This window comes from Bacillus sp. REN10, assembly GCF_016820555.1.
Lineage (GTDB): Bacteria > Bacillota > Bacilli > Bacillales > Domibacillaceae > Bacillus_CE.
Genome location: NZ_JADHDW010000005.1, coordinates 198123 through 219067 on the forward strand (window position 1 = coordinate 198123; position 20945 = coordinate 219067).

Annotated in this window: 18 protein-coding genes; 6 read left to right on the forward strand and 12 right to left on the reverse strand. The window is 43.1% G+C overall.

Annotation, left to right across the window (positions count from 1 at the left end; translation table 11 throughout):
- Positions 1-74 precede the first annotated feature (74 nt).
- Positions 75-215: a hypothetical protein gene (locus IRB43_RS10240; protein ID WP_203363370.1), complete on the forward strand. Its 141-nt coding sequence runs from the start codon at positions 75-77 to the stop codon at positions 213-215.
- A gap of 490 nt (positions 216-705) precedes the next feature.
- On the opposite strand, the gene IRB43_RS10245 is transcribed toward IRB43_RS10240, so the two are convergent.
- Together IRB43_RS10245 and IRB43_RS10250 are read right to left on the reverse strand one after the other, a co-directional pair.
- Positions 706-1410, reverse strand: a complete 705-nt coding sequence (locus IRB43_RS10245; RefSeq protein ID WP_203363403.1) for a CpsD/CapB family tyrosine-protein kinase — start codon at positions 1408-1410, stop codon at positions 706-708.
- Positions 1400-2143 (reverse strand): YveK family protein, encoded by a 744-nt coding sequence (locus IRB43_RS10250; protein ID WP_203363371.1) that lies wholly within the window; start codon positions 2141-2143, stop codon positions 1400-1402. The genes IRB43_RS10245 and IRB43_RS10250 overlap by 11 nt, the downstream gene beginning before the upstream one ends.
- A 232-nt stretch (positions 2144-2375) precedes the next feature.
- Between IRB43_RS10250 and IRB43_RS10255 the strand changes: the two genes are divergently transcribed.
- Together IRB43_RS10255 and ptsP are read left to right on the forward strand one after the other, a co-directional pair.
- Entirely contained in the window at positions 2376-3020 is a 645-nt protein-coding gene (locus tag IRB43_RS10255; RefSeq protein ID WP_203363372.1) for a Bax inhibitor-1/YccA family protein, read from the forward strand.
- 240 nt (positions 3021-3260) lie between these two features.
- Positions 3261-4979, forward strand: a complete 1719-nt coding sequence (gene ptsP / locus IRB43_RS10260) for a phosphoenolpyruvate--protein phosphotransferase (RefSeq protein WP_203363373.1) — start codon at positions 3261-3263, stop codon at positions 4977-4979.
- A 78-nt stretch (positions 4980-5057) separates the two neighbouring features.
- Here the strand turns inward: ptsP and IRB43_RS10265 are convergent, their stop codons facing one another.
- The 5 genes from IRB43_RS10265 to IRB43_RS10285 form a co-directional block, all read right to left on the reverse strand.
- The gene (locus IRB43_RS10265) at positions 5058-6713 is read right to left on the reverse strand and encodes an SLC13 family permease (RefSeq protein WP_203363374.1); all 1656 of its coding nucleotides are present in this window, start codon (positions 6711-6713) and stop codon (positions 5058-5060) included.
- 110 nt (positions 6714-6823) lie between these two features.
- Positions 6824-7525, reverse strand: coding sequence for a response regulator (locus IRB43_RS10270; protein ID WP_343070851.1), 702 nt, complete (start codon positions 7523-7525; stop codon positions 6824-6826).
- 5 nt (positions 7526-7530) lie between these two features.
- Positions 7531-9114 (reverse strand): DcuS/MalK family sensor histidine kinase, encoded by a 1584-nt coding sequence (gene dcuS / locus IRB43_RS10275; RefSeq protein WP_203363376.1) that lies wholly within the window; start codon positions 9112-9114, stop codon positions 7531-7533.
- Positions 9115-9266: 152 nt separating this feature from the next.
- Entirely contained in the window at positions 9267-10634 is a 1368-nt protein-coding gene (locus IRB43_RS10280) for an aminotransferase (protein ID WP_203363377.1), read from the reverse strand.
- A gap of 24 nt (positions 10635-10658) precedes the next feature.
- Positions 10659-12125, reverse strand: a complete 1467-nt coding sequence (locus tag IRB43_RS10285; protein WP_203363378.1) for a CoA-acylating methylmalonate-semialdehyde dehydrogenase — start codon at positions 12123-12125, stop codon at positions 10659-10661.
- Between the two features lie 126 nt (positions 12126-12251).
- Between IRB43_RS10285 and IRB43_RS10290 the strand changes: the two genes are divergently transcribed.
- Both IRB43_RS10290 and IRB43_RS10295 read left to right on the forward strand, forming a co-directional pair.
- Positions 12252-13877, forward strand: a complete 1626-nt coding sequence (locus IRB43_RS10290) for a PucR family transcriptional regulator (RefSeq protein ID WP_203363379.1) — start codon at positions 12252-12254, stop codon at positions 13875-13877.
- Between the two features lie 378 nt (positions 13878-14255).
- On the forward strand, positions 14256-14966 hold the full coding sequence (locus IRB43_RS10295) for an SH3 domain-containing protein (RefSeq protein ID WP_203363380.1): 711 nt from the start codon (positions 14256-14258) through the stop codon (positions 14964-14966).
- 45 nt (positions 14967-15011) lie between these two features.
- Here the strand turns inward: IRB43_RS10295 and IRB43_RS10300 are convergent, their stop codons facing one another.
- Positions 15012-15782, reverse strand: a complete 771-nt coding sequence (locus tag IRB43_RS10300) for a tyrosine-protein phosphatase (protein WP_203363381.1) — start codon at positions 15780-15782, stop codon at positions 15012-15014.
- Between the two features lie 141 nt (positions 15783-15923).
- Positions 15924-16856, reverse strand: a complete 933-nt coding sequence (locus IRB43_RS10305) for an LCP family glycopolymer transferase (RefSeq protein WP_203363382.1) — start codon at positions 16854-16856, stop codon at positions 15924-15926.
- 323 nt (positions 16857-17179) lie between these two features.
- Here IRB43_RS10305 and IRB43_RS10310 point away from each other — a divergent pair, with 323 nt between their 5' ends.
- On the forward strand, positions 17180-18244 hold the full coding sequence (locus tag IRB43_RS10310) for an acyltransferase family protein (protein WP_275296770.1): 1065 nt from the start codon (positions 17180-17182) through the stop codon (positions 18242-18244).
- A gap of 26 nt (positions 18245-18270) precedes the next feature.
- On the opposite strand, the gene IRB43_RS18080 is transcribed toward IRB43_RS10310, so the two are convergent.
- The 3 genes from IRB43_RS18080 to IRB43_RS10325 form a co-directional block, all read right to left on the reverse strand.
- A complete protein-coding gene (locus IRB43_RS18080; RefSeq protein ID WP_203363384.1) occupies positions 18271-19335 on the reverse strand; it encodes a GNAT family N-acetyltransferase in 1065 nt (354 codons plus the stop codon).
- Positions 19336-19375: 40 nt separating this feature from the next.
- Complete coding sequence (locus tag IRB43_RS10320; protein ID WP_203363385.1) at positions 19376-20155, reverse strand: GNAT family N-acetyltransferase; 780 nt, start codon at positions 20153-20155, stop codon at positions 19376-19378.
- A 19-nt stretch (positions 20156-20174) separates the two neighbouring features.
- A partial coding sequence (locus tag IRB43_RS10325) for an ATP-grasp domain-containing protein (RefSeq protein WP_203363386.1) occupies positions 20175-20945 on the reverse strand: 771 nt, incomplete at its 5' end.

Consider the following 20945-nt stretch of genomic DNA (forward strand, 5'->3'; position numbering starts at 1 on the left):
GACAATCGAAATGCGGAAGGTGCTGTTTAGCGACGTATGGATTGGAATGATCCGCATGAGATAAAGGAAACACGATGAACGTTAGTGAATCGATGTTGACTTATCGCAAGGACGAGCATGGAAATCCACTAGTCGCTGGCGCCTGTAGCTGGACAATCGAAATGCGGAAGGTGCTGTTTAGCGACGTATGGATTGGAATGATCCGCATGAGATAAAGGAAACACGATGAACGTTAGTGAATCGATGTTGACTTATCGCAAGGAGGAGCATGGAAATCCACTAGTCGCTGGCGCCTGTAGCTAGACAATCGAAAAGCGGAAGGTGCCGTTTAGCGACGTATGGATTGGAATGATCCGCATGAGATAAAGGAAACACGATGAACGTTAGTGAATCGATGTTGACTTATCGCAAGGAGGAGCATGGAAATCCACTAGTCGCTGGCGCCTGTAGCTGGACAATCGAAAAGCGGAAGGTGTCACCCCAGATAATCTAAAAGTAAAACCTTATTTCTAGACATGAAAAATGGGCATCTAACCCGCCCTCACGTCATACTACCGACGACTCGCGTCTAAGGCGCAGATAGATGCTCGCCCACAGTATAACCGAGTGCCTCCATTGATAGTGGTGAGGAGACATTACCAGTTCTTTATCTGTTTCTAGTACACTTCTAGCAAAACTGTACTCTCCATTTCCTTGTAAATAACTCTACTTTTTGCCGTAATAATAATCGTAACCTAGCTTCTTATTGCTCATATTATTCAGTACAACACCCAATACTTTCGCTTTGGCCGATCGCAGTACTTCCTTCGCTTTCGCCGCTGTATCTATATTGGTTTGACCGCTATTTACAACAAGAATCGAAGCCTCGCATTGATTAGCTACTATTTGTGCATCAGTCACTAATAAAACAGGGGGCGTATCGAATATCACAATGTCATATTCTTCGTAAGCCTGCTGGAGAAACTCTGCCATCATATAAGAGCCAAGCAACTCTGCCGGATTCGGCGGAATCGGACCTGAGCATAAAATATGCAGTTGATTGATGCTTGTTTCTTGAGTAGCCACAGATAAATCTTTCTGCCTGGTCAGCACATTCGTTAACCCAATGGTGTTGGAAACCTCAAACGTATGATGCATCGTTGGCTTCCGTAAGTCCGCATCCACTAACAGCACCTTTTTTCCTTGCTGAGCGAAAACAATCGCTACATTGGCGGATGTGGTAGATTTTCCTTCCCCAGGGTTGGGGGATGTGACAATTAATGAACGGATTTCTTGATCAATGGAAGAAAACATAATATTTGTCCGAATGGTACGGAATTGCTCAGAAATGGGAGATTTAGGATCTAATACAGTAATTAACTTCCTTTGCATCATGTCGGGATCTGTTTTTTTTCTTCGTTTAAAAACCAACGGATTCACCTCTTACCGCCTTATTTTTTGAACGGGACTTTCTTATGCCCTGTTCAGATGTGCCAATGACGGAAACCACTCCAATCGTTGGTAAATCAAGAGCTTGTTCCACATCTTGTTCCGACTTGATGGTTTGATCTAAATATTCTAGTAAGAAAGCCAGTCCGATGCTGACCATTAAACCAACGACAAAGGCAATGGCAATATTTAATAATGGCTGCGGCTTCACAGGGGCCATATCCTTTGACCCTTCTGCTTTCGCTAAAATACTGACATTATTGACATTCATAATCTTGACGATTTCCTTTTGAAACACCGTTGCTACTTCATTGGCAATCATAGCGGCTCGTTTCGGATCGGTATCTTGAACCGCAATATTCACTACTTGTGAATCCGTTTCATTTTGAACAGTAATTTGATTATTCAATTCATCATACGTAACATCGAGTTGCAAATTGGCCTTCACTTTATCTAAAATCGCAGGGCTTTTAATGATGACGTTATAAGTGTTAATGAGCTGCAGATTCGTTTGAACATCCGCTTGTTCGTACAGCTGCTGACCAGATTTGGCTTGATTGACAAGCAATTGAGTAGACGTTTCATACACCGGCGTTAATACAAAATAACTAATGATGCCACTTAACAAAGCAAACAAAAACGTAATACTCACAATTAACTTCATACGCTTCCACACAATACTAGTTAATTCCCGTAAACTGATTGTTTCCTCCATACTTCGCCTGCCCCCAACGATATCGATTTCCTTCTCAGGATCTATTCACTAAAAAGAATTTTATCGTTCTTTATTTAGAACATTTTATAAGAGGAGTATATCATATTCGCTATTATTAAATAATAGGTACATAGACTTATTTATTCGTTATAAAGAACGACGCTCCCTATTGTTATAAGTTGAAACCTTTTTTCTGATATAATCGTATATAAAAGAAAAAGGAGGGAATTGAATGTCACAATATACATTTGAGGCACAAACGCCGAATTATATGAGCTCTGTGCTGAAAACATTTGTTTTTTCTTTAACGATTGCTGTCATCGGGATGCTCATTGGGACGATGGTTCCGCCCGCATTGTTTTTGCCATTAGTCATCATTGAAATCGGGATGTTACTAGCCGCTTTCTTTTTACGGAAAAGAAAAATCGTAGGCTACACATTTCTATATGCCTTCACCTTTATTTCAGGAATCACGACTTACCCGATTGTCGCTCATTATTTAGCTACTTCTGGGGCGCAAGTTGTTGTTGGTGCTTTCGCTTCAACCGTTGTCGTATTCGGAGTGATGGCGATTGCCGGTCTAAAAACAAAAAGAGACCTTTCATTTTTAAGCGGCATTTTATTAACGGTGCTATTGGCTTTAATAACCTTATCGATTATGAGCATTTTCTGGCCGTTTTCTTCTACGGCCATGTTCGTTTATTCATTAATCGGAACAGTGCTATTTTCCGGTTATATCATGTATGACTTCAACCAAATGAAACAAATGACAATTACAGAAGAAGCCATTCCTTTACTAGCATTGAACTTGTATTTAGACTTCGTAAACTTGTTCATTAACCTGTTGCGAGTCATCGGCTTTTTAAGTGAAGATTAAGAAGCATTCAGAAAGCCAGTGAAAACTGGCTTTCTGAATGCTTCTTTCACCTTGCGAGCCATTTCTTCGACTTTCTGGACATCTCTTTTATGTATGCGACCAGATCAAACAAGTTGCTATGGAAAGACATGAATTATGATGTAAACTGTAAAGAGGAATAATGATTGATAGAGGAGGCACAATGCACATGGCCAATCAAGCAACAATCATTCATACGACAGAAAAAGAAGGATTATTCTCATGAGCCAGAAAAACATCAAAGGCATTGCAGCATCAAGCGGTATTGCTATTGCTAAAGCCTTTCGACTAGAGAGCCCCGAGTTAAATGTTGACAAAAACATAATTACTGATCCCGTAGCTGAAATCGCACGCTTTGATCAGGCGATTGCTACATCCATATCCGACTTAGAAATCATTAAAGAACATATTCGTAAGCAGCTAGGCGAAGAGCAAGCGGCGATTTTTGCTGCTCATCTTCTCGTGCTGAGCGATCCGGAACTGATTCATCCAGTGAAAGACAAAATCACCGCTGAACAAGTAAATGCCGAGTTTGCCTTAAATGAAGTGTCCTCATCGTTTATCGATTTGTTTGAATCAATGGAAGATGCCTATATGCGGGAGCGAGCAGACGACATACGAGATGTCACAAAACGCGTATTGGCCCATCTTTTACATGTCAACTCTACCGACTTAAAGACGATTACAGAAGAGGTCATCATCGTTGCCAAAGATTTAGCCCCCTCCGATACCGCCCAATTAAATCGTCAATTTGTCAAAGGCTTTATTACCGATAACGGCGGACGAACATCTCATTCAGCAATCATGGCTCGTTCGATGGAATTGCCGGCTGTTGTTGGCACGAAAAGAGGAACGACGCGCATTCAGCACGGAGACACAGTGATTATTGATGGAATTGATGGAAAAGTCATCATCAATCCAACAACCGAGACACGGCAAAAATATGAAGAGAAAAAATTAGCCTATGAAGCGAAAAAAGCGGAATGGGCACAGCTGATTCACCAGCCAACCATATCGGCTGATGGACACGTCGTTGAACTAGGGGCTAACATCGGCACCCCTGAAGATGTTAAAAGTGCACTCGAAAACGGCGCGGAAGGGATCGGACTGTATCGAACAGAGTTTTTATATATGGGGCGTAACACCTTTCCCACAGAGGAAGAACAATTTGAGGCTTATAAAGTTGTGCTAGAGCGAATGCAAGGGAAACCGGTAATCATTCGGACGCTTGATATCGGCGGCGATAAAGAACTGCCTTATTTATCACTTCCGCAAGAAAAGAATCCATTTTTAGGATTTTGCGCTATCCGCTTCTCTTTAAGCATGCAAGAGATGTTTAGAACGCAGCTGCGGGCATTACTGCGAGCGAGCACATATGGCCAATTAAAAATTTTATTCCCGATGATCGCCACATTAAGTGAATTTCGACAAGCTAAAGCGATTTTTTTAGAAGAAAAGCAAAAGTTGCAAGCAGAAGGCATCGAAGTAGCAGACCACATCGATGTCGGCATCATGGTCGAAATCCCTTCCACTGCCATTATGGCCGACTTGTTCGCAAAAGAAGTTGACTTTTTTTCGCTTGGCACTAATGACTTAATTCAATACACCTTAGCGGCTGACCGCCTCAACGAAAGCGTCGCCTACTTATACCAACCGTACCATCCGGCCCTTCTTCGGCTCATCAAACACGTTATTGATGCCGCACACAAAGAAGGAAAATGGGTCGGCATGTGCGGGGAAATGGCTGGAGATGAACTCGCCATTCCCCTTTTGCTCGCCTTGGGATTGGATGAATTTTCGATGAGCGCCACCTCGATCTTACAAGCACGATCCCAAATCATACAACTTGCCAAAGCGGACTGGAGCGAGCATATCGAACAGATCCTTTCTATGTCAACGGCGGAAGAAGTCATCGCGTTTATGAACGGGCAACTTCAATAGAAGCGCTTCTTTTGATATTTTTTCGGCATCCCCAAAAAGCACTAAGCCTGTTTTCATGAAAACAGGCTTAGTGCTTTTTTATCGAAAGTCTGCCGGAAAGGCGTTGATGTTGACATCGAAAATAAATGGCAAACCGATGTAGATCGCTCCGACAATGAGAATAATAGCAATGACATTGACCCAAAATCCGGCTCGCATCATTTCGCTTATTTGAATTTTGCCCGTAGCGAAAATAATCGCATTCGGCGGTGTACCGACTGGTAACATAAACGCGCAATTCGCTGCCATAGCGGCTGACATCATTAACGCGAATGGATGAATATCGATCGCCATCGCCAAAGCAGCCAGAACAGGCATAATCATAGTGGCTGTAGCTGTATTCGATGTGATTTCTGTTAAGAACAAGACAAAAGCGGTTACAAGCACAATCACAAGGAATAGCGGGAACTGTTCTAATACCACCAGCTGCTCACCAAGCCATGTCGCAAGTCCTGTTTCTCCGAAGCCAGCGGCAATCGCTAAGCCGCCGCCGAACAACAACAGCACACCCCAAGGTAATTCGCGCGCGACGGTCCAATCAAGCAAAGCTCCGCCTTTGCTCTTCGATGGCAAAATAAACAGCAAGATCGCTGCTACCATGGCAATCATCGTATCGCTGATGCCCGGAATAACAAAGAAATTTTCATTTTCCCACAAAAAGGTGCGCGTCACCCACATAAACCCAGCGAATAGAAACACGAATAATACAAGCTTTTCCTCTGAACTCATCTTGCCTAATTTTCGCTTTTCTTCACGAATCAGTTCCATTCCACCAGGCAATTCTTTAAATTTGATGGGAAAAGCAACGTTCACTAAATACAGCCATGTGAAGATTAAGGCAATCAGCACGACCGGTGTCGCCATCATCATCCAGTCCGCAAAAGAAATGTTCACGCCGTAAAAATTCTCAATCGCCCCCGCCATAATAATGTTCGGCGGTGTGCCAATCAGTGTGCCCAGTCCGCCGATCGTACCTGAAAATCCGATACCAAAAATGACCGTCTTTTCAAATCCTTTAATGTCAATCGACTGGTTGCCTGATTGTTTCACAATTTGCGCCGCCTGATAAGTAATCGCCGTTCCGATCGGCACCATCATCATTACCGCAGCTGTATTGGATACCCACATGGACAAAAATCCAGTGGCAATCATAAAACCAAGCACAATTCTTTTCGAATCCGTTCCCATGACACCAACAATATTCATCGCAATCCGACGATGCAAATCCCACCGTTCCATGGCAATCGCAATCATAAAGCCGCCAAGGAATAAAAAGATAATTGGATCTCCATAAGCGGCAGATGCTGCTTTGCCATCCACCGCTCCTGTAATCGGCAACAAAATTAACGGCAACAACGACGTTACCGGAATAGGTATTGCTTCTGTAATCCACCACACGGCAATCCATACCGTCGTCGCAAGAACGGCTCTTGCCTCTGGCGACAATCCTTCTGGTGAAAAAAATAACTGAATGAGCGCAAACAATAACGGCCCAAGCAATAAACCAACCCATTGCGTTTTTGTCATTGACCGTTTGTCATGCGGTTCATTCGGCTCCGCTTGCTTGGCGGAAGAAGAATGATGCTTCTTTTTTACTGTTTCGCTCTCTTTGGCAGCTGAGAAAAACAGGAGCTGTTTAATTTTATCATGTGCATCCCAACATTCTTGCCAAATCGTTGCTGTCAGCTGATTCATTGATGAACCTCCCTCTTACTTATATCTACTTTAAGAGTAAAGGATTTCACTGAAAAAAAGAGATTACGTAAGCAAAAAAATAATTTTGAAAATAAAAAAAGCAAACGCTTTCAATCGATATACTGATGCACTTTACTGCGTTTTTCGTTCACAATGCGGCATCTTGTCTGCGGTCGCCCAACCGAGCCGTACGAAATCCGCTCTTCTAATACGCCTATTTCCTGCAAAAAGGACAAATATTTCCTGACAGACACGCGTGATACGCCAGAATGAAACGCAATATCCTCAGCGGAGAAATCTTCCTCCGGCCATTTTTCCACTGACAGCCATACAAGCTTTAATGTTTCCTTCGTCAGCCCTTTTGGCAGCACTTGACGCACCGCCTTCTTTTCCCTTGAAAAAAAGAGCTCATCAATCTCTCCTTGATTCACCTCATCCGAACGGGCATATATCTCATATCGCTGCTGATAAGACAACAACGCTTGCTCAAAGCGATCAAACTGAAACGGCTTCATTAAATAATCAACCGCTCCGTAATGCAGCGCTTTCCGCACACTCAACATATCATTCGCCGCACTAATAACGATCACATCAATACTTTTATTCAACAGGCGAATATTTTTTAATAATTCCAACCCGCTCATCCCCGGCATATAAATATCTAGCAAGAGCAGATCCGGACGATTCGTCTCAATCGCCTGCATAGCCGCCTCCGGGGAAGTCACGATCTTTTGCACATAGAACCCCGGAATCGCTTCTGCATATTGTTTATTAATTTGTGCCACCATTGGATCATCTTCAGCAATCAGCACTTGAATCAACGTTCTTTCCCTTCCTTTCGCATCGGAATATTCACTTCAATAATCGTTCCTTTGTCCTTTTCCGACGTGACATGAATCTCACCTTGCAGTTCTTGAATCGTTTCTTGCACAAGATACAAGCCAAACCCGTGTCCTTTGCCTTTGTCCGAGATGCCTTTCATAAACACTTCATCGACATTCGCAATCCCTTTGCCATGATCTTTCACTTCAATCGTGATCATATGGTCTTCGCAGCCGAGAAACAGAGTCACTGGCCGGCCATGTTTCGGCGTCGCTTCTAATGCGTTATCCACTAAATTTCCGATAATCGTAATGAGATCATGCGTCAAAGAAGGGCTTAACACATTCGGCATAAACGAATCCTCCATTAACGTCAGTTCCTTCTCCTGTTCATGGCAATAACTGATTTTCGCCAGCAAAAAGCCGGCAATCACCGGATCTTGAATCCTCCTAGATAAATAGCCAATGCTATCTTGATAACGCACATTCAGCTCTTCAATATAGGCAGGAAGAGCATCGTACCGCTTCATTTGCACCATCCCTAAAATCACATGCAAGCGATTCATAAACTCATGCGTTTGCGCCCGCAGTGCTTCCGCATACATCTCCGTCCCGCTTAATCGCTCGGCTAACTTTTTCACTTCCGTTTTATCGCGAATCGTCGCCACAGCGCCAATGATTTGATCATCTACATATAAAGGAGAGCGATTCACAAAGAAAACAACGCCGTTCACTTCCACTTCCTCATCTACAATTGCTTGCCCATTCGTCAACGTCTGCCCTAAATTCATCCGCGGTTCTTGATACCCAATAAAAGGCCCAGAGACGCCAGCTTTTTCAAGTAAACGAACGGCCGCTTCATTCATCAATGTGACCACACCTTGACTATCCACTGCAATAATTCCTTCGTGCGTAGACTCAATCAAAATGTCCCGCTCCTCAAGCAACCTGGCAATTTCCATCGGCTCAAGTCCAAACATCACCTTGCGCACACGGCGGCCAAGATACAGCGCACCGCCCACACCCACAAGCAAACCTGCGCTTAACCCCACATAAATCACTTGTTGATCATGGCGAATGTCCAATTGGATATTTTCAAGCGTCTTCCCAACGGCCACTCCCCCAATTTGCCGCCCTTTTTCATCAAACACCGGCGTAAAATAGCGGAGCGATTTACCTAAAGATCCTTCAGCAATGGATAAACATTCTTCTCCATGTAACGCCTGATCCACATCCTCCCCTTGAAACACTTGCCCAATTTTTTGACGGTTCGGATGAGACTTCCGCACGCCCCGCTCATCAAAAACAGTAATAAAATCAACGTGCAGCTGCTTTCGCACATGTTCCACATACGGCTGAATATCCGACTCTTTCTCTTTATGTAATAATCCATTATGAATAACAGCTGAATCCGCCACTAACCGCGACGTCATCGTCACCGTTTTCTCAATGTGAGCCCGCGTCTTCTCCGTCGTCTGATGCGCAATTAATCCATTCGTAATCGCCAGTGCCAACACAACGACGAGCACCACCAATCCGACAATGAGCGAACGCAACGTCCACTTCTTCCTTATATTCAAACTCCTTGCCTCCATATAAATATACCTTCCTTACATTATAACACTAGCTATCTGTCCAGTTATCACTAATATTGTGAAAAAGCTGGGGAGTACGCAATTGCGGTCCTATTGAGGAAAAATACAAAAAAAGAAGCCGTTACTTGGCTTCTTTCCTATATTGCTTGCAGCCCCTTATCCAATGCACTCACGATCAAATCGAGTTCTTGCTCTGTGAGCACGAAAGGTGGCGCAATCGTAATAATGTTGTTATGTCCTGGTACCGTGTCGCCATTTTTGCCGAGGATGACTTGATTTTCTTTACAGATGGCTAGAACTTTACCAACGAGCTGATCGCTAAGCGGCTGCTTCGTTTGTTTGTCAGCAACAAGTTCGATGCCGGCAGCGAAGCCAAACATACGGATATCTCCCACGTATGGAGACGATTTCAAATGATCGAGCTTCATCTCCAGCTGCTTGCCCAGCTCTGCCGCTCGTTCTACCAACTTTTCCGATTCAAGAATTTCGATATTTTTTAACGCAACCGCGCAGGAAACAGGGTTCCCCCCGAACGTGTTCACATGACGGAAATGATGAAGCCCGTCTTTTTCCTTGAATGTGTCATAAAGCTCGGAACGAACGGCTGTGATCGATAAAGGCGCATACGCACTCGTCAATCCTTTCGCCATTGTCACGATATCCGGCTTCACATCGAAATTTTGATGACCAAACCGGCGGCCTGAACGACCAAATCCGCAAATGACTTCATCGACAATCATTAAAATGCCGAACTCATCACAAATGGCGCGCACTTGCTCGATGTACTCTTTCGGAGGAACGATCATGCCGCCGCCTGTAATCGTTGGCTCTAAAATAATCGCCGCCACCGTTTCTGGCCCTTCCCACATTATCGCATCGCGAATTGCGGATGCGCATTCAAACTGGCAGCTACCTCGCTCTTGCCCAAATGGACAGCGATAACAATACGGTGGTGGAACATGTTTAAAGCCATCAGGAGTCGGTCCATACATCGTTTTGCGAATGGCCTGCCCTGTCGCAGCCATCGCGCCAATAGAGTTGCCGTGATAGGCGCGATAACGGGAAAGAATTTTATAGCGGGTCGGCTCTCCTGTTTGAGCGAAATATTGTCTGGCAATCTTGAACGCTACTTCATTGGCATCGGAGCCGGAATTGGAATAAAAAATACGATAGCCCCCTCCGAGCCAGTCACTCACTTTGCTTGCTAATTCCACAGCGGGAACGTGGCTTTGCGACATCGGCGAATAAGCGAGCGTCCCCATCTGCTTCGCCGCCGCCTCGGCTACCGCCGTTCGCCCGTGTCCAATATTGACGCACCATAAGCCGCTTAATCCATCAATATATTTCTCTCCTTCAATCGTTTCGAGCCAGCTATCCTTCCCCGACACAAACACCATCGGATGGTCATTGTGCTGCGACATATGATGCCACACATACTCCCGATCCTTAGCAAGAACCTCTTCCTTTTTGACGGATTGATTGATTGGCGTTCCTTTTATTTTCATGCCGTTCACCTTCTTTCAAAAAGTTTAGAAAAAGCGCGACGTCATCATTTTTTTACGCGTATAAAATTGAACTCCATCTTTTCCATTCGCATGCAAATCGCCATAAAAGGATTTCTTCCATCCGGAGAACGGGAAGAAGGCCATCGGAGCAGGGACATTCACATTGACGCCTAACATGCCAGCATCAATTGTCTCGCGGAACTGACGAATCGCCTTGCCGTTATTCGTATAAATCACTGCACCGTTCGCAAACTCCGACTGATTCGTTAATTCAATCGCTTCATCTAGGTCTTTCACCCGCACCACACTTAACACCGGAGCAAATAACTCTTCCTTCCAAATCGTCATCTCCGGCGTCACACAGTCAAAAATTGTTGCACCTAAGAAAAAACCACTTTCATGATCCGCTTGATCTTTCCGGCCATCACGCACCAATACTGCTTTCTCCCGCACGCCCGTTTGAATGTAGTTCGTCACCTTCTTTAAATGGGCTTTTCGAATGAGAGGCCCGAGCGAGCTATTATCATTCAACCCATTCCCCATTTCAATCTCATCAGCCGCTTGTTTCAATCGCGCGACTAAATCATCGGCAATGTCCTCCGGCGCAACGACGACCGAGCACGCCATACAGCGCTCACCCGCACTTCCAAACGCCGCTCCGATAATGCCTTGGACCGCTTTATCCATATCAGCATCCGGTAAAACAATTGAGTGATTTTTCGCTCCGGCTAACGCCTGCACTCGTTTGCCATTGGCTGCTGATTGCTTATACACATATTCCGCTACTGGCTGCGAACCAACGAAAGAAATCGCTTGAACATCCGGATGCTCCATTAGCCCGTTCACCACATCATGAGCGCCATGGACGAGATTCAACACCCCATTAGGTAGCCCCGCTTCTGTCATTAGCTCCACTAAGCACTGCGCTAACATCGGCGTACGTTCAGACGGTTTTAACACAAAAGTGTTCCCTAAAGAGATCGCTAGCGGGAACATCCAAAGCGGAACCATCATTGGAAAGTTAAACGGTGTAATCCCACCTACGACACCCACTGGATAACGGTACATCGCTGATTCAATTCCTTGAGCAATTTCCGGAAGCACCTCTCCCATCATGAGGTTTGGAGCTCCTGCGGCAAACTCGACACACTCCATGCCGCGCAGCACTTCCCCATGAGCATCCTTTTTCGTTTTTCCGTTCTCTAATGTGATTAGCTCTGCCAGTTCGTCATAATGCTCGTTCAAAAGTTGATGGTACTTAAACATCACCCTCGCTCGGATAGGAACAGGTGTCGTACTCCAAGTTTTGAACGCTTCTTTCGCCGCTTTGATGGCAGCGCTTACATCTTCAATCGATGAGAACGGAACGCGAGCCAACACCTCTCCTGTTGCCGGGTTCGGTACATCCTCATATCGATTGACAGATGCTTCCACCCATTGCCCATCAATATAGTTTTTCAGCATTTTAACATCGACCGCTTGTAAATCCATCGTATATTCCTCCTTTTTTAATAGCTAGCTTCATTTTATGGGATAATTATTGGCTATTCATTAGACATCATGTAAAATAAATCATAAATAAACTAAACATTCTGAACTTTAATCGGAGGTGCAAAAATGGGACCAGCTGTACTCCAACAGTTATTGATGAAAGATGTGATTACTCGGCCCCTGTTTCAAGAAGCGACTGTCATTGCTACAGACAAAGCCTTGCAGCGGAGCGTCAATTGGGTACATATTATGGAAGTCACCAACGTCGGCCAGCTCATTAATGGCAATGAATTAATTCTCAGCACCGGCATCGGCTGGCAAGATGATGAACAAATATGCCTCTCTTTTCTGCAACAGCTCATCGACAAATCCGCTGCCGGCTTAGTCATCGAACTCGTCAATTACACGAAAACCTTACCGGAATCCGTGATTCAGCTAGCGAAAACACATGATTTCCCCCTCATTTTATTTAAGAAAGAAGTGCGCTATATCGACATCACCCAAGACCTTCACTCCATCTTCATTCATGAACATCATCAAATGGTCAAGAAACTCGAACAGCTATCCGAAAAGCTAAACGCTTCCCTGCTCTCTGGGAAAGGGCGGCAAGACTTGCTCACCATCCTTCACCGTTTTACCGGACTTGAGGTCATGTTCTTTCCGAAACAAGGGGAAGCATTATTCGTTCCGCCATGCGCCAAAAAAACAAAAGATCCCCTCATTGCCCAATGGAGGACAGCTCCTGAGCAACTGATCAATAGCTATCCGGCAAGTCACATCCGCCAAATTGACTTTCTCGGTCAAACATTCGGCTACCTCTTCGTTCGTTCCAAGAAAGAAACCGAATTAACCGACTTCGAAATCCTCTCACTCGACCGAGGGGTGACCGCCATTGCTCAAGAAGTGATGCAATCCATGTATTACGAAGAGCAAAGACGACGGCAGGAAGACAATTGGGTACGTAAATGGCTGAAAGGACGGTTAACAGAAGAAGCGATTCAATCCAATATTAAACAGTCCATTGGCTTGACGCGCCCAAGTAGACTTCTCGTGGCCCTTTGCGAAATAAACATGCCCAGCTATTCAGACACAAAATTCTTCAGCCAGCTGATGATTGCCCGATCCCTATTTGAACATAGCGGATTTCAACTCGTCGTATCCAGACTTCACCATCAAACGGTCTTTCTTCTTTTCCCCCCTGAATCACTTACGCAGCTAGAAAGCATCCACAAAGAAATCATCAAGATTTTCACCCAGCTCAAGCACACCCAAGAACTCGGATTAGACACCTATGCCATCGGACAGCTTGTGTGCCAGTTAACAGACGCCAACAAAAGTTACAAAAGCGCCCAGACGGTGTTACACGTCCAACATCGAGTAGGCCAACTGCCAATCCCTGCCTTTGAACATTTGCACAGCTACCAATTGATTGTTCACATGGAAGAAAGCGGAACGTTAGAAGACTATATTCACCAATACCTCGGCACATTGCTTCACATGGACAAGAAAAAACGAGAGCCGCTACTGCGCACATTAAAGTATTACCTCATGAACAACGGCAAGAAAAAAGAAACGGCAGAAGCACTCTATATCGTTAGACAAACCCTCTACCATCGCCTAGAGAAAATTGAAGAAGCGATTGGAAACATCTTTTCCACACAGGAAAAAAGAATCGCCTTAGAACTGGCGCTGATCGGCTATGAGTATTTGTATGGAGGGCTTCATCAACAATGGGAGAGAAATCATAGGTGAATAAAAAAATTTTTTGGATCATTAATGAAAAGAATGACTAGGCACCATCCCACATTCTCAGATGGTGCCTAGCGTCGGTAAATAAGATGGAGGAAAGCTTTGGAACCATCGAAGAACTCTCCAAAACATCGGAGGTCTCACACTCAAAACTGCATCCTCTTCAACCATTCAATTGTTCTCTCTATATCGACTGTTCCTTGTGAGTCAACTTGTATGTAATCGCTTCTTTCTGCGACCGTCATTGTTTGGCCATTGCCCACAAAAGGATCATGCATCTATCATCTGATAACCAGATGATCCTTACTTTTATTTACTTATAAAAGAACAAAAAAGTATAATAATTCCGAATAAAAACAAAAAAGGAGGAAAATCCGGGTTATGAATAAAATGCTGAAAATTGCATTAGCTATCGCTTTTGTCTTCTCAATCGCTTGGCCATCTCAGCCGTTAAATACACAAGCAGCCACAACGAAAAACGGGTGGGTCAGCATTACTAGTGGTACCTTAAACGTTCGCAGCGGCCCAGGCACCACTTATAAAACAGTCGGTTCCTTGAAAAACAACGCACCTGTTACCGTCTATGCCCAAACGAAAAACGGATGGTCGGAAATTAGATACAACAAGAAAAAAGCCTATATCATGACAAAGTATTTACGCATGTACAGTTATTTGATGGATAAAACGAAGGTGTACATATATAAAACCGACGGAAAACTCTACAAATCTAGTTACCGAGGAAAATATTATGAATGGGACAAATGGATTTCTCACACCACTAAAGAAACCTTTATAGTCAGAGAAGATAATCAAGGGCTATATCTAGGCTGGCCTGAATCAGAGTATTACACAGAAATCGCCTATCCATTAAAAGTCGGGAGAACGTGGGATTACAGCTATGAAGGTCAAGAGACTAGCAAAATCACATCCATCAATGGTACCGTGACAACCCCAGCAGGTACATTCAAAAATGTTGTCACTGTCAAATCGAGTGATGGCTATGTCAGTTACTATGCTCCGAATGTAGGCTTTATCAAGGGAACAGCGAACGGGAAAACGACTTCTATTTTGGTTAGTTTGGTTAAAAAATAATGAATGCGCCGCACAATCCAATCTCTCGGATTGTGCGGCGTATTTTTAAAAAACACCAAAAAACTTCTTTTTCTTTCGAATGGGTGAAGGCAGTTTTTTATGTATAGGTTGGCCATCAATCGCATAGTTTGCATTTTGTTGGAAATAAAAAAGAGCATCCTCTCCCATTTGTGATTGTAGCTTATCGTACGCCTCTGCTAAATGAAAGGTGCGGTTGCTTGTGTTATGTGCGTCTGATGCGATAAAGTGGGCGAGATTGGCCTCAATCAATTGTTCAGTAAATCCTTTAATTTTTTTCCCAAAATGGCCGATGTAAGAAGCAGCGGTAATTTGGGTTAAAGCACCATTCATCACGAGCTTATATAATTTGTCAGGGTGTTCAATCATCTCTTGATTGCGTTCTGGATGTGCAATGATTGGGATCAGCCCTTTCATGTGAATGTCGAATAACATTTTCTCAGCGTATTGCGGAATGTAGCCGGATGGGAATTCAATTAACAAGTAAGATGATTTGCCACCTACGGTAAGCAGCTTATGATGATCATAGTCTTCAATTAACTCTCCATACATCCTGATCTCCTGTCCAGGTAGTATTTGTACATTTAGTCCAGCATGGCGAATCTCTTCATTTAATTTAGCCACACGCATGACAATCTCATTCTTTTCATTATCATAGAGGCCGTTTTTGTGATGTGGGGTGGCTACTATTTTTGTGATTCCCTGTTTTTCCGCCTCTAGCACCATGGCCAAACTGTCTGCATTCGATGCAGCTCCGTCATCTGCACCAGACAAAATGTGACAATGCAAGTCAATCATCGTATCCCCCTCTTCCCATAAAGTTATAATTATAAACAGAATACTATGATTGTGGGTTGGATAGGGGTCATTTCGTTCGACATTTCCTGAAACCTGAAAATGGTCACAAAAATACACGGTTGTCCCCCGTGTATTTTTTATTTATTGAATATTCAAATGTTGTTTTAACATATCAGACACGCGCTCTTTCTCTTCGTCAGGCACTAAATAATAGTACACACCATCGATCTTTTCGCCTGTTCCTTCGATCGTTTCTTGCTTGATGTTATTTCTTGCTGCTGCGTAGTTCTTTTGGATGCTCATCATTTCATCTACGGTTAAATTCGTTTGCACGTTCTTTTGAAGAGCGCCTAATACTTCATTGTATTTCAAAATGGATGTCATGCTCGCTCCTTTATCGAGAATACCTTGAATAACTTGGCGTTGGCGAGCTTGTCGACCGAAGTCACCTTGCGGATCTTCATAGCGCATGCGCGTATATTTCAGCGCTTCTTCCCCATTTAATGTGATTGTTCCTTTAGGGAAGGTCGCTCCGTCATAAGAGAAAGCAAAGGTATTTTCCACTTCGATGCCGCCGACAGCATCGACTAAATCTTTAAAGCCGTCCATATTAATTTCAACGTAGTAATCTACCGGGACATCCAGAAATTGTTCAACCGTTTTTGCGGACATATCCACTCCACCAAAAGCGTATGCATGGTTAATTTTGTCCTTCGTGCCTTTTCCCGCAATTTCGACACGAGTATCACGCGGGATGCTCAGCATTTTCACAGAATTTTCCTGACCGTTGACCGACATAAGTAACATCGTATCCGAGCGCCCTTTATCCCCTGCGCGTTCATCTACCCCTAAAAGTAAAACGGTGAATGCTTCCTTATTTTTCAAAGAAACCTGCTCTTCCCGCTTCTCCGATTTCTTCAGTGCGTGTTCATTCACAATGCTATCTAACGTGTTATTCAGCAGCGAGTACGCAGCGAAAATAACCCCTCCTCCAATGGCCAACACCAACAGTAATACAATCAAAAACAACTTCTTCTTACTCTTCCTCCTGCTAACCCTCGATCTTCTTTCCATCCATTTTAAACTCCTTTACCAATGTACATACCTACCCTTAGAATAGCACGAAATTCCAAATGAGCAAAGAATCGGGGGGTGACAGGCACCACCCGAATTTTGTCGGTTGATGCGGAGGTGTGAGTGCGCCTAATGTTTTCACATGACTGGTCCACACATATCCCCTTCCAAATTATACAAAATGAACTTACTTTACTTTTCTTTTCCTGCATAGTAATATTCTTTATAAAGAACATTTTTGTTCTTTTCATTAAACAAATAGAATGATTTTTTTGAGGTGGACAACAGTGCAAAAAAGAGTTCTTATAAATGAGATTTTTATGATGAGGAGTCTAGCTTGTTTGAGTATTTTGTTGCTTCATGTGCTGGATCGTGTGTATATGCATGAGAATGATGCGGTCAATATGATTAGCGTACTGCTTACATTTGGTACGCCTACATTTGTATTTATTTCTGAGTTTGTTCTCTCCTATTCATATAAGGGGGAAGTGCCTCGGTCTTTTTGGCAAAATCGCATAAAATATATTTTCTTGCCTTATTTGTTTTTTGGCAGTTTCTATGCTTTTGCAAAAGCATTTGAACAGGCAGGACTGAGTGATGCCTTACCGGCGACTTTTTTCCATTTGCTTTGGCGGCATATTTTGCTTGGAGACTATCATGGGTATTTCATCTTAATTATTTTTCAGTTTTATGCTCTTCATCTCATCTTCATCAAGTATTTTCAGCAAACCGATCCTAGAAAAGTGATTGGCTTGTCATTGTGCATCAATCTTGCGTATTTAGCTTTCTTTAATTTCGTGCCACCGTTACCTATTCCTTTCGCTGACTACATTTGGGCGCAGTATTATTGGGTTCCTTTTGCTGGATGGCTGTTCTATTTTTCATTGGCTTTTTATAGCGGACGTTACTACGAATCTTTCAAACAACTTGTTTTGACATACCGGCACTGGGCTACCATTTCTGTCATCATTTTCGGAGCAATCGCCATCACGCTTTATAATCTAGAAGTTCTTCCTGTGGCTTCATCTAAACGTGTCGATATGCTCTTTTTCACAACAAGCATGATCTTGTTTCTTTATTCCATTGCAATGCGGCTTCCGCGAGTGCCAGCATTCTTCGTCTGGGTCAGTAAATACTCCTTTGGGATTTATTTATTTCATCCGTTTTTCTTAGCGATTTTTGCTAGTCTGAGAGGCCTATGGGGATGGATTCCTCCATTAGTGGCAGTTCCTGTTTTATTTTTTGCAACAATAATCTTAAGTGTCGGTGCTGTATACATCGTCAACAAATTGCCTTTCGGAGCCTATTTAGTCGGCAAAGTAGGGATTAGCAATAAACCTTCAAAATCCTTTGCTCCAATAGAAAAAACAACAATGAAAGCACAGTAAAAAAGAGCCTCCGAGCAGGCTCTTTTTTATACGGTCTCAAGTTGTTTCAATAAAGGCTGGCGATATAAAGGGAAGTAATCTTCTTTTTCATCGACATGCTGAGTTAAGCGGTGATAAATATGTGTATTATGTATTTTCTTTCCGATATAAAAATCAATGGGATCATTTTTAATAAACGTCTTTTTAAATCTTAATAAGTCATCATTGCCATTGTATCCTCCACCTAAGTGAAGGTATTTATACCCCTGCTTCCCGAACTCCATCGCTGCCGTTAATATGAGTAAATTGTAAGGAGCTAAATGTAGGTATTGCTGGTCGGAGCCTGTCAAATGGTACGACACATATTCGCCGTAACGCAGAAAAATAGCTGATGCGATCACTTGATCTTGATACTTGACAGTGAATAAGTCTACACTTCCTTCCAGTAATTGCAACGTATCCTCAAAAAATTTTCTGCTAAAAAAGTAGTAATCATCTGCTTGATTTTTTTTCATTGTTTTCATGTATTGATCTATTAAGCAATCTAAATGAACCGATTCCTCTTTATGTACGGTTAACCCTTGTTTCATCGCATATCTCACTCGATTTCTGCATTTACTCGTTAAACTTTTCATCATCGCTTCTTCACAATTTTCTAACTTAAGTGCGACTGTTTTGCGATTCATTTCCGGTGCTGCTGCATCATAATATTGGTGATTTTCAATTAGAGGGTGAAACCGAATAAACTCCGAAACAATATGTTGGCTTTGGCAATAGTCGCTAAATACACGACTAAATGTTTGAAAGAAAGCCTGCCTTTCCTGTCGATCAGTTATGTTGGTCAACGGACCACCATAACCATATGGTGAAGTGATATCAAACCATTCGTCGCTTGTGCGGACATTCGATAACTGCTCATCAATCCTTCGTAATAAATATGGATAGCAAATGCACTTATCACCTTCTGTGTACACAAATAGCTGCGCTTTTCCATCCCCATTATTCTCATAAATTTGACAATATTCAGCTGTAAAATAAACATCTGCCTGCTGCATCTTATTTATATACTCATTCCATGTCTCGCTTTCCCAAACATTAAATACCTCATACACAATTTTTCACCTCAATTAGAATGTTGTCATGCGCCATCACCTAAACGAACCGCTCTAACCTCACACTTTTACTGACTTCATTCCAGCCTGACCCGTGTAATTCTGCACTTGGACTAATGACAAAAATCAATCGTTCCGCATCTATTTGCGAAAGAATACTTAAATGGACGGGATCTACCTCTTTTTCGTGGGCCGTCATTCGAAAATATTGATCATGCAGACGATGGACACTATACAAATGTTCCGTAGTACGCACTTGAAAATGAGAAAAACCGAACTCTTTATGACTGGCTTCTGCCTTTGAAAAACCTTCGATCAGAAAGTCCTCGCTGTTTTTTTCTGTTGCCGATGGGTTCTTTCCAATAAACCAATGGATCGATTCCAGCACTTGAAACCCCGCTTTCATGTACATGCTCAGCGCTTTTTCATTCCAAGCAAAACAATCTAAACGAATGGCAGGAAGCTGACAATCCCGTGCTAACGATACAGCATAATCGATCAATACCTGACCGATGCGTTGGCCACGAGCTTCCTTTCTCACGCAAAAATTATTAATAAACAAACAATCTGTCATGAGACGAATTTCGATAAAACCTAGTAACTGCTTTCCGCGGTAAGCGCCAAATAATCGGCTCGGCTGATGAGACAAAGGAAGTGACTGCTGATGAGCTAAAAAGCGAGTATAACCTTTGCTCGAAAAGATCGTTAAGGAGTAAGCGGTTGGGTGCTCAGAGCCCAACCACTCTTTTGTCCACTCGTAAACAAACGGAAGATCTGCCTGACGCAGAGGCGCAATATCAACTTTGGTACGATCACTCACATCATGAACCACCTTCATACTAAATAGATTCCATTGATAACGGCTGAAAAAGGATCTCTTTCTTTAATTCATGTAAGAATTGTGTGCATTTCTTTTCAGCTTCAGCAGCGCTTTTTCCAGTGAAAATGACATAGCCGTAATGATCCCTACCAGACTTAAGCCTCGCGATTGATTGCTTTTCTGATAAGTAAAGTTCGAAATCGGTTGGCTGATATTTTTGAATGAGAAGGGAGAGATCACCTATTTTTTTTATGATTCCATCGTGGTCAAAATTGATCATCTCTACAGCTACTGCTTCACTTCTTGTCACTGGTGAGCATTCTACTTTTTGCCCACTGGCTAATTGGACAGTAAGCGCAACTAAGTCTATTCCTGAATAAAGATTGATAATTTCAGGTAGTTTTGTAGCAGCCAGTCTTGCTCCTACTTCAATCACAAAAGGGATGCCGTTCGTATCAATGATTAGATCAACGTAACAAGGACCATTTTTGATGCCAAGACTAGTGATTGCTTTTTTGCATTCATTTTGCACTCTTTCAACTCGTTCAATAGGCAATATAGATGGAAAAGAATGTCCAACTGGTACAATCTTCAAGACTTTATCATTATGAACAAAGCAATAAACCATTTTTCCATCTACACTAAATGTAAGCGCTCCTAGCTCGATCCCTTCAATAAACTCCTCCACAATCACCTTCTTACTAGGACTAAACTCCATCGCATACTGAACCGCTGCTTCTAGCTCGCCCATGCTGGTGATCTTACTGACACCGCGGCTGCCTGAGCTGTC

Bases quoted from the DNA above. Each gene is read 5' to 3' on its own strand.
- IRB43_RS10290 (WP_203363379.1), top strand. From the start codon at position 12,252: ATGGGACCAGCTGTACTCCAACAGTTATTGATGAAAGATGTGATTACT.
- IRB43_RS10250 (WP_203363371.1), bottom strand. From the start codon at position 2,143: ATGGAGGAAACAATCAGTTTACGGGAATTAACTAGTATTGTGTGGAAG.
- IRB43_RS10255 (WP_203363372.1), top strand. From the start codon at position 2,376: ATGTCACAATATACATTTGAGGCACAAACGCCGAATTATATGAGCTCT.
- IRB43_RS10265 (WP_203363374.1), bottom strand. From the start codon at position 6,713: ATGAATCAGCTGACAGCAACGATTTGGCAAGAATGTTGGGATGCACAT.
- IRB43_RS10310 (WP_275296770.1), top strand. From the start codon at position 17,180: ATGAGGAGTCTAGCTTGTTTGAGTATTTTGTTGCTTCATGTGCTGGAT.
- IRB43_RS10300 (WP_203363381.1), bottom strand. From the start codon at position 15,782: ATGATTGACTTGCATTGTCACATTTTGTCTGGTGCAGATGACGGAGCT.
- ptsP (WP_203363373.1), top strand. From the start codon at position 3,261: ATGAGCCAGAAAAACATCAAAGGCATTGCAGCATCAAGCGGTATTGCT.
- IRB43_RS10305 (WP_203363382.1), bottom strand. From the start codon at position 16,856: ATGGAAAGAAGATCGAGGGTTAGCAGGAGGAAGAGTAAGAAGAAGTTG.
- IRB43_RS10240 (WP_203363370.1), top strand. From the start codon at position 75: ATGAACGTTAGTGAATCGATGTTGACTTATCGCAAGGACGAGCATGGA.
- IRB43_RS10280 (WP_203363377.1), bottom strand. From the start codon at position 10,634: ATGAAAATAAAAGGAACGCCAATCAATCAATCCGTCAAAAAGGAAGAG.
- IRB43_RS10295 (WP_203363380.1), top strand. From the start codon at position 14,256: ATGAATAAAATGCTGAAAATTGCATTAGCTATCGCTTTTGTCTTCTCA.
- IRB43_RS10285 (WP_203363378.1), bottom strand. From the start codon at position 12,125: ATGGATTTACAAGCGGTCGATGTTAAAATGCTGAAAAACTATATTGAT.